This is a genomic window from Paenibacillus sp. FSL R5-0470, from assembly GCF_037975205.1.
Classification (GTDB): domain Bacteria; phylum Bacillota; class Bacilli; order Paenibacillales; family Paenibacillaceae; genus Paenibacillus_AQ.
Window position 1 is genome coordinate 142,864 of the sequence record NZ_CP150238.1, and the last position, 16,346, is coordinate 159,209.

Sequence of the window (16,346 nt, forward strand, 5' to 3'; positions counted from 1 at the left end):
CCGAAACGAATTTGCGTTTTAGAACATCTTTTAGCAACTTGTGTAAACAAGTAAATGTTATTAGTGAGATTTTTCTTAGGGAAAATCAAGGTTAAGCTAATAAGAGCACACGGAGGATGCCTAGGCGCCAGGAGCCGACGAAGGACGTGGCGAACAACGAAACTGCCTCGGGGAGCTGTAAGCAAGCTTTGATCCGGGGGTGTCCGAATGGGGAAACCCAGCTGTGGTAATTCGCAGTTACTCATCTCTGAACACATAGGAGATGTAGAGGCAGACCAGGGGAACTGAAACATCTAAGTACCCTGAGGAAGAGAAAACAATAGTGATTCCGTCAGTAGCGGCGAGCGAACGCGGAACAGCCTAAACCTAAGAGCTTGCTCTTAGGGGTTGTGGGACGTCTCACATGGAGTTACAAAGGAATATGGTAGGTGAAGAGGTCTGGAAAGGCCCGCGATAGAGGTAAAAGCCCTGTAACCTAAACTGTGTTCTCTCCGAGACGGATCCCGAGTAGTGCGGGGCACGTGAAACCCCGTATGAATCCAGCAGGACCATCTGCTAAGGCTAAATACTACCTGGCGACCGATAGTGAAACAGTACCGTGAGGGAAAGGTGAAAAGCACCCCGGAAGGGGAGTGAAATAGAACCTGAAACCGTGTGCTTACAAAAAGTCAGAGCCCGATCTATGGGTGATGGCGTGCCTTTTGTAGAATGAACCGGCGAGTTACGTTTAACATGCAAGGTTAAGTCGAGAAGACGGAGCCGCAGCGAAAGCGAGTCTGAATAGGGCGATTGAGTATGTGGACGTAGACCCGAAACCGTGTGATCTACCCCTGTCCAGGGTGAAGGTGCGGTAACACGCACTGGAGGCCCGAACCCACGCATGTTGAAAAATGCGGGGATGAGGTGGGGGTAGCGGAGAAATTCCAATCGAACTCGGAGATAGCTGGTTCTCCCCGAAATAGCTTTAGGGCTAGCCTCGGTATAAGAGTAGTGGAGGTAGAGCACTGATTGGGTGCGGGGTCCGCAAGGATTACCAAGCTCAGTCAAACTCCGAATGCCATATACTTATTGCCGGGAGTCAGACAGTGAGTGCTAAGATCCATTGTCAAAAGGGAAACAGCCCAGACCATCAGCTAAGGTCCCCAAGTGTGTGTTAAGTGGGAAAGGATGTGGAGTTGCACAGACAACCAGGATGTTGGCTTAGAAGCAGCCACCATTGAAAGAGTGCGTAATAGCTCACTGGTCGAGTGACTCTGCGCCGAAAATGTAACGGGGCTAAACACACCACCGAAGCTATGGCTAGATACGTATGTATCTGGGGTAGGGGAGCGTTGTATGTGGGTTGAAGGTGTACCGTAAGGAGCGCTGGACAGCATACAAGTGAGAATGCCGGTATGAGTAACGAAAAGATCAGTGAGAATCTGATCCGCCGAAAGCCCAAGGTTTCCTGAGGAAGGCTCGTCCGCTCAGGGTAAGTCGGGACCTAAGGCGAGGCCGAAAGGCGTAGTCGAAGGACAACAGTTTGAAATTACTGTACCACCGTAATCCGCTATGAGCGATGGGGTGACGCAGGAGGGTAGTGACGCGGACTGATGGATATGTCCGTCTAAGCAGTGAGGCTGATGTGTAGGCAAATCCGCACATCATTAAGGCTGGGCTGTGATGGGGAGCGAAAATTATAGTAGCGAAGGTCATGATCTCACACTGCCAAGAAAAGCCTCTAGCCAGGAGAAGGTGCCCGTACCGCAAACCGACACAGGTAGGCGAGAAGAGAATTCTAAGGCGCGCGGAAGAACTCTCGTTAAGGAACTCGGCAAAATGACCCCGTAACTTCGGGAGAAGGGGTGCCCCGGTAGTGTGAATAGCACGAGGGGGCCGCAGTGAAAAGGCCCAAGCGACTGTTTAGCAAAAACACAGGTCTGTGCGAAGCCGCAAGGCGAAGTATACGGGCTGACGCCTGCCCGGTGCTGGAAGGTTAAGGGGAGTGGTTAGGGGTAACCCGAAGCTATGAACCGAAGCCCCAGTAAACGGCGGCCGTAACTATAACGGTCCTAAGGTAGCGAAATTCCTTGTCAGGTAAATTCTGACCCGCACGAATGGCGTAACGACTTGGGCGCTGTCTCAACGAGAGATCCGGTGAAATTTTAATACCTGTGAAGATGCAGGTTACCCGCGACAAGACGGAAAGACCCCATGGAGCTTTACTGCAGCTTGATATTGAATTTGGGTACGATCTGTACAGGATAGGTGGGAGCCGTAGAAATCGGAGCGCAAGCTTCGGTGGAGGCGCCGTTGGGATACCACCCTGATCGTATCTAGGTTCTAACCTAGTACCCTTACCGGGTACGGGGACCGTGTCAGGCGGGCAGTTTGACTGGGGCGGTCGCCTCCTAAAGAGTAACGGAGGCGTTCCAAGGTTCCCTCAGAATGGTTGGAAATCATTCGAAGAGTGCAAAGGCATAAGGGAGCTTGACTGCGAGACCTACAAGTCGAGCAGGGACGAAAGTCGGACTTAGTGATCCGGTGGTACCGCATGGAAGGGCCATCGCTCAACGGATAAAAGCTACCCTGGGGATAACAGGCTTATCTCCCCCAAGAGTCCACATCGACGGGGAGGTTTGGCACCTCGATGTCGGCTCATCGCATCCTGGGGCTGAAGTAGGTCCCAAGGGTTGGGCTGTTCGCCCATTAAAGCGGTACGCGAGCTGGGTTCAGAACGTCGTGAGACAGTTCGGTCCCTATCTGTCGTGGGCGCAGGAAATTTGAGAGGAGCTGTCCTTAGTACGAGAGGACCGGGATGGACGTACCGCTGGTGCACCAGTTGTTTCGCCAGAAGCATGGCTGGGTAGCTACGTACGGACGGGATAAGCGCTGAAAGCATCTAAGCGTGAAGCCCCCCTCAAGATGAGATTTCCCAATTAGTAAGACCCCTTGAAGACGACGAGGTAGATAGGTTGGAGGTGGAAGTGCAGTAATGCATGGAGCTGACCAATACTAATCGGTCGAGGGCTTATCCTATACTTAAGACGCAAATTCAATTCGGATTCAGTTTTCAGGGAGTCAAATTCCTGTTTGGATTGCTGTGGTACTGATATCGTTTGGAGAGATACCCAAGTGGCTATAAGGGGACCCTCTGCTAAGGGGTTAGACTGCGTAAGCGGTGCGTGGGTTCGAATCCCACTCTCTCCGCCATTTTCAATCCATAGCATTTCTAATTATTGTGGCGGTGTAGCTCAGCTGGCTAGAGCGTACGGTTCATACCCGTGAGGTCGGGGGTTCGATCCCCTTCGCCGCTACCATAATACCTGGAGGCTTAGCTCAGCTGGGAGAGCATCTGCCTTACAAGCAGAGGGTCGGGGGTTCGATCCCCTCAGCCTCCACCATTATTACTTTTTTAGAATTACTTTTTACACCGTGCCGGTGTAGCTCAACTGGTAGAGCAACTGACTTGTAATCAGTAGGTTGGGGGTTCAAGTCCTCTCGCCGGCACCATTATTATCAATGCGGAACCGTGGTGTAGTTGGCCTAACATGCCTGCCTGTCACGCAGGAGATCGCGAGTTCGAATCTCGTCGGTTCCGCCATTTTTTTCCACAAGACTAGGGTGGGAAGTTTAATGCTACCACTTTATTTTTATGTCAATTTAATATGGCTCGATAGCTCAGTCGGTAGAGCAGAGGACTGAAAATCCTCGTGTCGGCGGTTCGAATCCGTCTCGAGCCACTTTTCCCTGGGGGATTAGCGAAGTGGCCAAACGCATCAGACTGTAAATCTGCTCACGTACGTGTTCGGTGGTTCGAATCCATCATCCCCCACCATTTATGAGCCATTAGCTCAGTTGGTAGAGCACCTGACTTTTAATCAGGGTGTCGAAGGTTCGAGTCCTTCATGGCTCATCCCAAACAGAAAGTCATCACCTTATGGTGGTGGCTTTTTTTGTGTTTTATGGTTGTATTATAGTAGCGCGCTACTGTAGCGATTAACATAATATAAGAGAATATGCTAAAATAGGCGAAAAGAGCAAAAGTGGTGGAGCATGGTGACTATGGATAGTGAGACATTGCGGAAAAAATTAGAGCAGCTCACCGGAAAGAGAACCGGAATCAAGCAGTTAGGGAGGCAGCATTCAGCTTCTCTTTTTAGCATGGGATTAGAAGGACAGGATCAGCTGGTAATCCATGAGGGTCATCTCTGGGCACCTTTGTATGAGAGTGACGGACGTATAACCGCTGTCTGGGTAGAAATGGAGGGGCTCACCTCTCTGGAAGTACAACTGGTCAACTATGCAGTTCGAAATTTTGCTATTGCACTTAAAGCTACAGGGCTTAGAGAAGAAGGTGAAGTGGAGGCGCGGCAGCTTGGCGCTTGGTTGAACACGGAGCTAGAGCAAGAGAAGAATGACACTGAAATTCCCGATGAGATCACTCTAAAGGGACGTCTGTTCGGAGATATGATTCCATTCCTCCTAAGTAGTGAGATTGCCCATAGTCCACAGATCTCTTATCGTTCACTGATGAAATTACTGCGTAGCTATTTTGAGAACGAAATTCTGCTCATTCCCCTTCAAGAGAAGGAATGGTTAATTTTAGCTCGTAAAGAATTACTTACGGGCGGGGATGATAAGGATGATGAAGAAGAGAGTGTAGATGATCTTCTAGCACAGACTAGTATGGGGTTACATGAGCTGATAGCTAGTGAATGGGTAGGGGTATTCCATTTGGCAGTAGCTCCGGCTATAGTCCCTGTTAAGGGATTGACTGGATCTGTAGCTTTGCTCAGGGAGACGATTGTACTTGGTCGTATTTTTCAAGTAGGAGAGTATATTCATTTACCTTGGGAACTGCATTTGGAACGTCTGGTTAACAGCATTCCTGATGTACGCCGCAAACAGTTGCTTGGACAAATTGGTGACTACTCCTCTGTACTATCAGATAAAGAAATGCTGCTGACTTTGGAGACCTTTTTTGAGATGGACTGTAATGTAAGTGAAACCGCCAAGAAGTTGTATATCCATCGAAATACGCTGCTTTACCGTCTGGATAAGATAAAACAAGAGACCGGAGCAGATGTACGAAGCTTTGGGGACGCTGCTATTGTTAAGCTTACTATGCTTTTGTATAAAGTGACGAAAAGGAAATAGGTTTTTTGTGAACCTTACAAATAGCCATAGTGTCCCGACTGGGGTAATATAAATGTACAAGGAAACAGAATTTTTATATTAACTAATTAATAATTAACTCGAGGGGGAAATACAATGGCAGGCGTACGTTTAGAGCATATTTTCAAAAAATACCCGGGTTCAGATAAAGCAACAGTAATCGATATCAATCTTGATATTAAAGATAAGGAATTTCTAGTATTGGTTGGACCTTCCGGTTGCGGTAAATCCACAACTTTGCGTATGATCGCTGGTTTGGAAGAAATCTCCGAAGGTAAAATGTACATTGGCGATCGTGTAGTTAATGACGTTGCACCTAAAGACCGCGACATCGCGATGGTATTCCAATCCTACGCCCTGTATCCGCATATGAGCGTATACCAAAACATGGCTTTCGGTTTGAAACTTCGTAAAGTGAAGAAGGATGAAATCGACAAGAAAGTTCGTGAAGCTGCTAAAATTCTTGATATCGAGCATTTGCTAGATCGTAAACCAAAAGCGCTTTCCGGTGGTCAACGCCAACGTGTCGCTTTGGGACGCGCTATCGTACGTGATCCACAAGTCTTCTTGATGGATGAGCCTCTTTCCAACTTGGATGCTAAACTTCGTGGTCAAATGCGTGCTGAAATCACTAAACTGGTTAAGCGCCTTGAAACTACTTGTATCTACGTAACGCATGACCAAACAGAAGCTATGACAATGGGTGATCGCATCGTAGTTATGTATGATGGTATCATTCAACAAGCAGCTTCCCCTGAAGAGTTGTACAATGAACCTACAAACTTGTTCGTAGCTGGATTTATCGGATCCCCTACAATGAACTTTATCAATGGTACTTTGTCCGAAGTGAGCGGTTCTATCCGTTTCCGTGCTGAGAACCTTGATGTTGAAGTACCAGGCGGAAAAGCTCAAATCATCCGCAACAAAGGTTACATCGGTAAAGAAGTAATCATGGGCGTTCGTCCAGAAGATATCCATGAAGAGCCAGTATTCTTGGAAGCTTCCCCGAACACAATCTTCACTTCATTGGTTGATGTTACTGAAAACCTTGGTCACGAAATGCTCCTTTACTTGAGCGGCCTTGGTAAATCTACTGTAATCGCTCGTGTAGATGGACGTTCCACTACTCGCGAAGGCAGCAAGCCTAAATTGGCTATTGATATGAACAAAATTCACTTCTTTGATAAAGAATCCGAAGCTAACATTTTGTTGGGATAAGATTGTAAAGATCTTTTCTCTCTTGATAAAGCCACCCGAAAGGGTGGCTTTATTGTTTAGATGGCCCCTGTTTGGTTAGGCGCTAAGATTGCATTCATAAGCGTTATCAATTAAGATAGCAGGAGAATTACCTCCGGAATGTAAAGAGATCGCTGCCAACCGGACGCAGTAAGCGGACAAATACCGCAGGTGACGAAAGGACGAAATTACATGGCTAAGAAAGTAAAAGTATCTGAATTGGTACAGCATTTTCAATTAGAGGTTATTTCCGGCCAGGAAGGTCTAAAGAGACCCATTACGGTCGATGACCTGAATCGCCCTGGACTAGAGATTGCTGGTTATTTTGAATATTATCCAGAAGAACGTGTTCAATTGCTAGGCAAAACAGAACTCGCTTTTTTCTCCATGCTGCCCGAAGCTGAGCGGAAAAGTCGACTTCGTGGAATTTGTAATGATAACACACCTTGTATTGTAATTACACGTGGTTTGGAAGTGCCTCAGGAGTTAATTGACATAAGTAATGAAAAGGCTCTTCCTGTGCTTCGCAGCTCGATGGCTACGACTATTTTCTCCAGCCGTTTGACGAGCTTCCTAGAAGGGAAATTAGCCCCTACGGCGACTATTCATGGCGTACTTTGTGATGTATATGGTGTAGGTATGCTAATTACGGGTAGTAGTGGGATTGGTAAAAGTGAAACAGCCCTTGAGCTTGTAAAACGCGGTCATCGATTGATTGCTGATGATGCCGTAGAGATCCGTCAGACTTCAGATAACCAGCTGCATGGTACAGCCCCTGAGTTAATCCGTCATTTACTGGAGATCCGTGGAGTAGGTATCATTAATGTAATGACACTTTTTGGTGCGGGTGCCATTCGTAATCATAAACGGATTACACTTGTTGTTAGATTGGAAGCTTGGCAGCAAGACAAGCAGTATGATCGACTTGGACTTGATGAGGAAACGACACGGATTATTGACACAGATGTTCCGCTTGTAACGATTCCCGTACGCCCAGGACGTAACCTTGCAGTTATTATAGAGGTTGCAGCGATGAACTATCGCCTGAAACAAATGGGCTTTAATGCAGCCCTGCAGTTCACGAATAAGCTAACTGCGACCATATCTGAAGATATGGATGATCTCGATTAGGAGTGTGAGAGAATGTTCCCATTAGCACTAAATCCTATTGTCTTCTCAATTGGATCACTGCAAGTACACTGGTACGGATTAATACTAGGTTTCGGTGCACTCGCGGGGTTATTTCTTGCGATCCGCGAGGGCAAACGGTTTGGTATACCACAAGAATTCTTTATGGATATGCTGCTGCTAGGTGTGCCTTCGGCCATTATTGGGGCACGGATTTACTTTGTGGCGTTTAAATGGGAGGATTATAAGGATAATTTAATAGATGTCTTTAAGATCTGGAATGGTGGCATCGCCATTTACGGTGCGTTAATTGGAGCCATTATTTGCGGAATTATTTATTTCCGTTATAAAGGCTACCCCTTCTGGCGTATCGTTGATATTTGTGCACCTGGACTACTTGCGGGTCAAATGATTGGACGCTGGGGAAACTTTGTCAACCAAGAGGCATACGGCAGCGTGGTTGAAGAGTCTTTTTTACGGGATAAACTGCATTTACCTGACTTCATCGTGAACCAAATGTACATAAGGGATGCTTTTCATCATCCGACCTTCTTGTATGAATCTCTTTGGAGCTTACTGGGTATCGCGCTACTAATGGTTCTTCGTCGCCAGAAGTTTGTGCGAGCCGGTGAGATCTTCATGTCTTACTTTATATGGTATTCCATCGGTCGTTTCTTCATTGAAGCCATACGTACGGACAGCTTGGCCTTTAATGGAAGTGCAGGCTTGGCATCCTTTATGAACGGATTGTGGAAACCGATGGAATGGTTAGGCTTTGAGCAAGGATACTTGGACCCAAGCTATGGAAATATTCGTATTTCTCAGCTGCTTGCTCTACTGATCATCGTCGCAGCTGTACTGCTTATCATTATTCGTAGGGTCACCGGAGAGCCTAAAGCACATTATTCTGATCCTATCGTATGTACTAAACCAATCAAAGCAGATACCATAGTGCCTGAAAGCGCAGTAAATACACCGCAGAAAGCTCGTCACGGGGCTCAACCTGAGCAAGGACAGCCAGCGGATGGAGATAAGAAGGAGCAGTAAAGCTTATGATAGAATGCGTTCTTTTTGATCTAGATGGAACGATTGTCGATACGAATGAGCTAATTATTAGTTCGTTTATGTACGCGCTGAAGGATAATGGTCTAGCTCCACTCACTAGGGAAGAGATTATTCCGCATATGGGCACAACCCTTCAGCAACAGATGAGAGTCTTCTCTGGACTTGAGGATGTAAGTGGTGCGCTTGAGAAATCCTACCGTTCTTATAATTATGAACATCACGATGAGTTAGTACGTCCCTTTCCTCAAGTGAATGAAACAATGGAAGAGCTCTTACGTCGTGGAATTAAAATGGGGATTGTGACTACAAAAATTCGTCCAACAACGATTAAGTCGCTTGAGATGTTTGATTTGCTAAAGTACATGGATACGATTGTGACGGTGAACGATGTTACTGAACCAAAGCCACATCCAGAGCCTGTTCTGACAGCAGTCAATAACCTTGGCGTTGATCCTCGTAAAACTCTTATGGTGGGTGACAGTACGGTTGATATTCAGTCAGCAAAAGCTGCTGGTGTATATGCGGCTGGAGTATCGTGGTCTTTAAAAGGCGAAGAGACTCTCCGCAAGTATGATCCCGACTATATCATCCATAACATGAAGGATATTATAGAAATTGTGGAGCGAGGAACGAGTGAATCGTGAGAAACGTAACCCGATATCCTGTAGAAGGTCATAACTCACTTTGGTACATTTACCGTACGGTCAGCCCGTGGAAGGGTGTCCGCAACTTTATTTTTATTCAGATTGCCCGTTATTGCCCGATTCTACCGTTAAAGAACTGGATCTATCGTCGGATTCTCGGGATGAAGGTAGGCAAGCATACCTCCTTCGGTCTGATGGCGATGGTGGATGTATTTTTTCCGGAAAAAATAACGGTGGGTGAGAACTCTATTATCGGTTATAACACGACGATTCTGGCGCATGAGTATTTAATCAAGGAGTATCGCCTGGGAGAAGTAGTGATTGGTGAAAATGTATTGATTGGCGCGAATACAACGATTCTTCCCGGTGTAACCATTGGTGATTGGGCAGTTGTTGCCGCAGGATCAGTAGTACACAAGAACGTGGCGGCTGGCTCTTTTGTAGGAGGCAATCCACTGCGAGAGCTACGCCTAGCTTCATCGGAAGATTCTTCGGAACAAGTGTAAAAGATGCTTCTAAACCCTGCAGTTTCATATTGCGTTTTTTTAGCGCAGGATCTGCAGGGTTTCTTGCGTCTTGGAGAAGCTTATTAAGAAAACTTTAAGATCTTCTTAAGTTTTTTATTCGGATGTAGGCGGTATAATTAACCTTAGTAATCACGTAAATCCCACGCTAGGCATTCAGCGTCAAATATCAGAATGTAAATTCAGCAAGTGCAGACTTCCTGGTATGTTCAGTTTCCACATTCCGCTTAGCGTCTCTATGAACAACCATCATAGTAGAGAAGAGGAATTTAATATGAATACTGTGAGACAGGAAAGGCTGCCCCAGCTGGATATTTTCAGAGCTCTAGCTATATTAGGTGTGCTGCATGTGCATGCCTCATCTTTTGCTGCTGGAGAGCAGGCACTGCATTCACCTTATTATTACTGGCTGAACTGGATTAACATTTTCTTTAAATTCGGTACGCCCTCATTTATTTTCCTTAGCAGCTTCGTATTGTTTTATAATTATTATGGTCGTCCTGTAACACGTAGCTTGATCATTAATTTCTACCGTCGGCGATTAAAGTATATCTTACTGCCTTATTTGCTAGCTTCTATGGGCTATTATGCACTAACTCTATATGTGAACGGACGATTGATGCAGAGCCTTGGAGATAACTTGTTAAGCTTTTCTAGAGCGTTATTCTCGGGTTCCGCATATGCGCATTTGTATTTTGTCTTTATTAGCATTCAGTTTTATTTGCTTTTTCCAGTGCTGCTTAAGCTGCTGCAGAGTTCCCGCTTCTTAATGAAATGGGCGATACCGGTGGGTTTGGCGCTTCAGTGGGGTTTTATTTTTTGGAATAAGTACGAACTGCACATTGTTGAAAAAGGGAGCTTGGCGATCTCCTACCTGGCCTATTATATGATGGGTGCTTATCTCGCCATTCACTTTGAGAAGGTGAAGCTGTGGCTGATAAAGCCATGGAGTGAGCTGGCTGCCAAGCAAAAGAGATGGACTGCCTTATTAGTGAGCTTGTGGTTAATTGCAGCCTTTATCCATGTGCAGCTATGGTATGTAGCCCGCCATTTTGGGGTGTGGACGGATTCGCTGTGGTACGAGCTGTTATGGAATGTTCATACGATGTTATCGGCATTGGTTCTGTTGTACGCTACATTTTTGCTTTATCGAAAGGCCCCTCGTGTGATCGTTGCTTTCTTGACTCGTTTAGGTGAGTTGTCATTTGCAATTTATTTGATTCATCCGCTATTGCTGGCGATATATCGCAGGTTCCGATATGATATTCCCCTCGAATCGCTAACTTATGTTTTCTTCATCTATGGAGGACTTGTAGTTGCACTGGGAGGAAGCTGGTTCATGGTGCAGTTTGCTTTTCGCCGAATTCCTAAGTCATGGATCTTCTTGGGAAGTGTTCCTCGGTCTCTAGAGTCTAGTTCCAAGGTAAAGTCAGGACATGCCTCGGAGGAGATGAGGAAGGTTAATACTTGATTTGGCATCATTTTGATGCGGAGCTTAACAGGAGGAAAGATAATGAGACAAAAAGAAAGAATTCCGCAGCTGGATATTTTTCGAGCGATTGCTATTTTTGCAGTGCTAGCTATTCATGCTACTTCGCGAACGTTGGCGGAGACACTAGGTACAAACATGTTTCATCCGTTCTTATTTATTAATAAATTCAGCCAGTTCGCTGTACCTTCATTCATATTTTTGAGTGGGTTCGTGCTGTTCTATAACTATATTGATCGTCCTCTGGGCGGAAAGACGCTGGGGAAGTTCTACGGTAGAAGGCTGCTTTATATTATCGTGCCTTATGTACTATTTTCACTGTTGTATTTTGCATTAAAAATGACGGCGGGACATACATGGAGTTTACCTCCAGGGGAGATGGCTTCTAAGCTTTGGAAGTATTTGTGGACAGGAACAGCATACACGCATTTGTATTATATTATTATCATTATTCAGTTCTACGTATTGTTTCCGCTTATTCTGTGGTGTCTGCAAAAGGTTCGTCGTCTGGCGGCTTGGGCACCGCTAATCGGATTGATTCTACAATGGGGTTTTGTGCTGCTGAATAAATACATGACTAATAACGGGTATTGGCAGTTGTCCAAGGGCAGTCTGGCAATCACTTATTTCTCGTATTTCTTGCTGGGTGCTGGGATTGCAGTATATTATCCTTCTTTGAAAAAATGGCTGGTACCTTCACGTGAAGGCTGGCGCGCAGGTAAAGGTCCGGTATGGATTACGTTGTGGTTGTTGTGGATCGTAGCTGGGGTTGTTCATGTTGAGCTATGGTTTAATAACTATACGAAGAAAACAGTCATCAATAGTTTATGGTATGAGGGATTCTCTAACCTTCATGCGCTACTCTCTTGTGTGGTGTTGTTACAAGTCTCCTTCTTATTGTACGGAGCGGGCCGAAGCTTGATTACAAGACTGTTGTTATCTGCCGGAGCTTGCTCTTTCGGAATCTATTTACTGCATCCGTTACTGCTATTTTTCTATAGAAAATTACCGTTTCACGGGGGTTCTCTTGCATATACCGCAGCGATTGCTGGGGGGTGGCTCTTTGCGTTGTTAGGTTCATGGGTGGTAGTCGCCTTTGCCTTCCGATATATTAAATCGGCTTGGATCATCTTCGGATCGGGTCCACAGAAAGCAAAAGCAGGATCCAAAAGTGCATAGTCTATTGCAAGGAAATATAAAAGCGTCGGTTTTCTCACATATGTGGGTAGACCGACGCTTTTTATTTTTGCCTTATTCTCCAGCTTGTTCTCGCTGAAATTCTGCAATGGCTTGATACTGGCTTTCGAGACTACGGTAGACAGAAATATAGATCGGCAGCAGCTGCTTGTATATTTTGGTATGTTCATCAATTGGCTCATGCTTATAGGTTGAACCAATCATGTCAAACACCACATCAAAGGAATCTACACGACCCGTAGCATAAAGGCCAAGTACAACCGCACCGAGGCAGGAGCTCTCGATACTCTCCGGAATGACAACCTCCTGATCAAAGATATCAGCCATCATCTGTCGCCATAACGAGGAGCGGGCGAAGCCGCCTGTGGCTAGGATTTTGTTGGGACGCCCGATTTGCTCCTCCATCGCGAGGAGAACCGTATACATATTAAAGATCACGCCTTCTAAGACCGACCGAATCATATGCTCCTTATGGTGGTTCATAGTAAGGCCAAAGAAGGAGCCGCGAGCATCCGGATTCCACAGCGGCGCCCGTTCCCCGGTCAAGTAAGGATGGAATAAAAGTCCCCCGCTTCCCGCAGGAACCTGCGCTGCAATTCGAGTCAGAACCTCGTAAGGATCAATGCCTAGTCGTTTGGCGGTTTCAACTTCAGAAGCGGCGAACTCGTCTCGTACCCACCGGAACAGCATACCGCCATTGTTGACGGGTCCTCCAATTACCCAATGTTTTGGGGTTAAGTTATAACAGAAGGTCCGTCCTTTGGGATCGGTGAGCGGGTGATCCACTACGGTACGAATTGCTCCACTAGTTCCAATCGTAGCGGCTACTACACCGGGCTCAATTGCGCCTACGCCGAGGTTGGACAGGACGCCATCACTGGCGCCAACAACAAATGGAGTTGTAGGGAGCAGCAAAAGCTCCTCTGCCAGACCAGGGAGCAGCCCTTGCATAATCTGCGTGGTGGGAACAAGCCGCGAGAGTTGATCTGTTGTAATGTGGGCAATCTCCAAAGCTTCTTTATCCCATTCTAGATTCTCCAGATTTAGCATGCCTGTGGAAGAGGCAATGGAATGATCGATGATGTATTCGCCAAACAGTCTTGCGAATATGTATTCTTTTATGGAAATGAATTTATAGGTTTGTTGGAACACTTCTGGATGTTCTTCCCGAAGCCACATTAGCTTGGTGATCGGAGACATTGGGTGTATAGGTGTGCCTGTGCGTAGATACAATTCATGGCCGTTTAGCTCATCCTTCAAACGAAGTGCGCATCCGGCACTGCGATTATCAGCCCATGTGATGCAGGCAGTTAGGGCCTTACCCAGTTTATCAACTGCAATGACACTGTGCATGGCTGAACTGAAGGAGACGAATAGGATTTCATCCGCAGATACACCGCTTTGCCGCATAACTTTAGAGATAGTATGGAAGACTGCACTCAGGATTTGTTCTGGGTCCTGCTCCGCTATTGAGGGTGAGGGCTGATGTAAGGGATATCCTACATTAGCTTGTGCAGCTATGGCTCCTTTTTCCTCGAAGAGAACTGCTTTGGTACTTGTAGTTCCAATATCAACGCCAATCATATAGGATTTAGTCACGCATTAGCCCTTCTTTCTAGTTGTAAGTAGATTTTTAGAACACTAATTACAGAATTATGAAGTACAATCATATTAGCTCATTATAGTATTGGATAAACGTGGAGGCAAAATAAAGGGATTCCCAAGTATTGGTTCGAAGTACATAAGTGTTTGATTTAGATTTTCTTTGTGAACAATTCAACCTAGGTAGACAAGCTTTAAGCATACAAGCATTAGAATTAAAGTCATAGCTTTACCCCGTTAGATTGACGAAAAAGCAGTGACCATGATACGATATTGAAAATACTTTAATTTGCTACCACTTTACCATAGTAAAGTAAATATAAACAGTATCTAATGATAACTGACGAGGTGAACAATGAAGATGTCCAAACCAAAGGGATTTGAGAAGCCGTCCGGCGTTCGGGACTATCTGCCCCGGGCCGTAACGAAATTACGCAAAATTGAGAATGATGTACTGCATTGCATGAGTCGCTGGGGTTATCAGCAAATGATGACTCCGACGCTAGAATATTACGATACAGTTGGCGTGGCTAGCTCTACGTCCGACCAAAAGCTTTATAAATTGCTCAACAATCGTGGTCAGGCGCTAGTGCTTCGTTCTGAAATGACAGCTCCGGTTGCCCGTGTTGTGGCATCTTTATTAAAGGATGAGCCATTGCCATTGCGGTTGTCCTATCACGCTAATGTTTTTCGTGCCATTGAGGAAGAAGCAGGGCGGGAAGCGGAGTTTTTCCAGACAGGGGTCGAGCTGGTAGGTGACGATTCACCTGAGGCTGATGCTGAAGTAGTGGCGCTCGCAATTTCATCTTTGCAGGCTGCGGGTGTGAAATCTTTTAAAATCGCTATGGGGCATGTAGGCTTTCTGAATGGATTATTTCAAGAGGCACTTCCACAATTGCCGGAGGCTCAGGAGGAGCTCAAAAGCCATTTGTTGGGCCGTGACTACGTCTCTTTTCGAGAGACCTTACGCCGGCTGGATCTGACGGAAGCTCAGAAGAATGAACTGGATGGACTGTTACGTTTGCGTGGAGGCAAGGAGATTTGTGGACAGGCGTTGGAGCTTAGCGATCATCCGCTTGCCCGTCATTCGATAGATCATTTATGCAAGGTGTGGGAGGTACTGGTCTCTTACGGCGTATCACAGCATGTGCTGATCGATCTGACGATGATCGGGGACTTCTCTTATTATACAGGGATGACTTTCGAAGGCTATGCAGCGGAATTAGGGTTTCCGGTATGTAGTGGAGGCAGATATGATAATCTCCTTCAGCAGTTTGGACGTCCGATCCCTTCTACAGGTTTTTCTTTAAAAACGAATCGTATTCTCGATGGTGTGGCTGGATCGAGCGAAGAGGAAGAGCTGCCTATCTTGATCCAATATGATGCTACTCGCAGAAAAGAAGGTCTGGAAGAGGCAACACGCTTGCGGTCGGAAGGGCACGCAGTAGTGACTAGACTGGCAGCAGGTCCAGAAGAGCTTGAAACGGTGAAGCGTCTAGATACGGATACGATCGAAGCAGATGGTATGCGGTACGGCGAAATCTATACCTTTGTATCTTTTGTAAGTGAACATGGCTGAGATATCGCTAGCAAGAATGAGCGGTTAAGATAAATTTTGTATGGAAATGGAAAAGGAGGCAACTTAACGATGGCACAGATTTTGAAGGTCGCTATGCCAAAAGGTCGGATTTATGAAAAGGCTGCTGAGCTGTTCCGCCAGGCAGGTCTCCCGATTCCACCGGATGGTGAGGCATCCCGCAAGCTTGTTATTCCGCTGCCTGAGGCAGGCATGGAGTTTATATTAGCTAAACCAGTAGATGTACCTACATATGTAGAATATGGTGTGGCCGACATTGGAATCGTGGGCAAGGACGTATTGCTGGAGGAAGATCGTGATGTATATGAGCTGCTTGATCTTGGCATCGCTCGATGCCGGATGTCGATCATTGGATTGCCGAACTGGCAGCCGGGGATTCAGCAGCGTGTAGCGACGAAATATCCGAATGTGGCTTCAAAATATTTCCGGGAGCAGGGACAGCAGGTTGAAGTCGTGAAGCTGAATGGTTCAATTGAGCTTGCGCCGCTGATTGGTCTCGCCGATCGTATCGTGGATATGGTAGAGACGGGCCAAACGCTGCGGGATAACGGATTAATTGAAATGAAGAGCATATTCGAAATTACGAGCCGCCTTGTGGCGAATCGTGTGAGCTATCGGATGAAAAATGAAGAGATACAGCAGCTGTGTGACCGACTACAGGCGGTTATAGGGGAACCAAATTTGCGGTAGGTGACAGATGTTAAGGG

General features: G+C 46.3%; 11 protein-coding genes, 8 tRNA genes and 1 rRNA gene. 19 read left to right on the plus strand and 1 reads right to left on the minus strand.

What is annotated here, in order from left to right:
- Positions 1 to 89: 89 nt before the first annotated feature.
- The 17 genes from MKY99_RS00685 (at position 90) to MKY99_RS00765 (ending at position 12,422) form a co-directional block, all read left to right on the plus strand.
- Positions 90 to 3,018, plus strand: a 23S ribosomal RNA gene (locus tag MKY99_RS00685).
- A gap of 82 nt (positions 3,019 to 3,100) precedes the next feature.
- A tRNA-Ser gene (locus MKY99_RS00690) sits at positions 3,101 to 3,192 on the plus strand.
- Positions 3,193 to 3,222: 30 nt separating this feature from the next.
- A tRNA-Met gene (locus MKY99_RS00695) sits at positions 3,223 to 3,299 on the plus strand.
- A gap of 8 nt (positions 3,300 to 3,307) precedes the next feature.
- Positions 3,308 to 3,383, plus strand: a tRNA-Val gene (locus tag MKY99_RS00700).
- Between the two features lie 33 nt (positions 3,384 to 3,416).
- Positions 3,417 to 3,492: transfer RNA gene (locus MKY99_RS00705), tRNA-Thr, on the plus strand.
- A 13-nt stretch (positions 3,493 to 3,505) separates the two neighbouring features.
- Positions 3,506 to 3,583 (plus strand) — tRNA-Asp (locus tag MKY99_RS00710).
- 66 nt (positions 3,584 to 3,649) lie between these two features.
- Positions 3,650 to 3,722: transfer RNA gene (locus MKY99_RS00715), tRNA-Phe, on the plus strand.
- A 9-nt stretch (positions 3,723 to 3,731) separates the two neighbouring features.
- Positions 3,732 to 3,817: transfer RNA gene (locus tag MKY99_RS00720), tRNA-Tyr, on the plus strand.
- A 5-nt stretch (positions 3,818 to 3,822) separates the two neighbouring features.
- Positions 3,823 to 3,895: transfer RNA gene (locus MKY99_RS00725), tRNA-Lys, on the plus strand.
- Positions 3,896 to 4,044: 149 nt separating this feature from the next.
- Positions 4,045 to 5,139, plus strand: coding sequence for a helix-turn-helix domain-containing protein (locus tag MKY99_RS00730; protein WP_042183986.1), 1,095 nt, complete (start codon positions 4,045 to 4,047; stop codon positions 5,137 to 5,139).
- Between the two features lie 114 nt (positions 5,140 to 5,253).
- The gene (ugpC, locus tag MKY99_RS00735; protein ID WP_042123255.1) at positions 5,254 to 6,375 is read left to right on the plus strand and encodes a sn-glycerol-3-phosphate ABC transporter ATP-binding protein UgpC; all 1,122 of its coding nucleotides are present in this window, start codon (positions 5,254 to 5,256) and stop codon (positions 6,373 to 6,375) included.
- Positions 6,376 to 6,585: 210 nt separating this feature from the next.
- On the plus strand, positions 6,586 to 7,524 hold the full coding sequence (gene hprK / locus MKY99_RS00740; protein ID WP_042183988.1) for an HPr(Ser) kinase/phosphatase: 939 nt from the start codon (positions 6,586 to 6,588) through the stop codon (positions 7,522 to 7,524).
- 12 nt (positions 7,525 to 7,536) lie between these two features.
- Entirely contained in the window at positions 7,537 to 8,568 is a 1,032-nt protein-coding gene (gene lgt, locus MKY99_RS00745) for a prolipoprotein diacylglyceryl transferase (protein WP_339268129.1), read from the plus strand.
- Between the two features lie 5 nt (positions 8,569 to 8,573).
- Positions 8,574 to 9,230, plus strand: a complete 657-nt coding sequence (gene ppaX / locus MKY99_RS00750) for a pyrophosphatase PpaX (protein WP_076286834.1) — start codon at positions 8,574 to 8,576, stop codon at positions 9,228 to 9,230.
- Positions 9,227 to 9,736, plus strand: coding sequence for an acyltransferase (locus MKY99_RS00755; protein WP_339268132.1), 510 nt, complete (start codon positions 9,227 to 9,229; stop codon positions 9,734 to 9,736). Before ppaX ends, MKY99_RS00755 begins: the two co-directional genes overlap by 4 nt.
- Positions 9,737 to 10,028: 292 nt before the next feature.
- Positions 10,029 to 11,225, plus strand: a complete 1,197-nt coding sequence (locus tag MKY99_RS00760) for an acyltransferase (protein WP_339268133.1) — start codon at positions 10,029 to 10,031, stop codon at positions 11,223 to 11,225.
- A 42-nt stretch (positions 11,226 to 11,267) separates the two neighbouring features.
- Positions 11,268 to 12,422, plus strand: coding sequence for an acyltransferase (locus tag MKY99_RS00765; protein ID WP_339268134.1), 1,155 nt, complete (start codon positions 11,268 to 11,270; stop codon positions 12,420 to 12,422).
- A gap of 72 nt (positions 12,423 to 12,494) precedes the next feature.
- On the opposite strand, the gene gntK is transcribed toward MKY99_RS00765, so the two are convergent.
- Positions 12,495 to 14,024, minus strand: coding sequence for a gluconokinase (gene gntK, locus MKY99_RS00770; protein WP_339271432.1), 1,530 nt, complete (start codon positions 14,022 to 14,024; stop codon positions 12,495 to 12,497).
- Between the two features lie 379 nt (positions 14,025 to 14,403).
- Between gntK and MKY99_RS00775 the strand changes: the two genes are divergently transcribed.
- Together MKY99_RS00775 and hisG are read left to right on the plus strand one after the other, a co-directional pair.
- On the plus strand, positions 14,404 to 15,621 hold the full coding sequence (locus tag MKY99_RS00775; protein WP_042193089.1) for an ATP phosphoribosyltransferase regulatory subunit: 1,218 nt from the start codon (positions 14,404 to 14,406) through the stop codon (positions 15,619 to 15,621).
- Positions 15,622 to 15,690: 69 nt separating this feature from the next.
- A complete protein-coding gene (gene hisG / locus MKY99_RS00780) occupies positions 15,691 to 16,329 on the plus strand; it encodes an ATP phosphoribosyltransferase (protein WP_042123270.1) in 639 nt (212 codons plus the stop codon).
- The last annotated feature ends 17 nt before the right edge of the window (positions 16,330 to 16,346 follow it).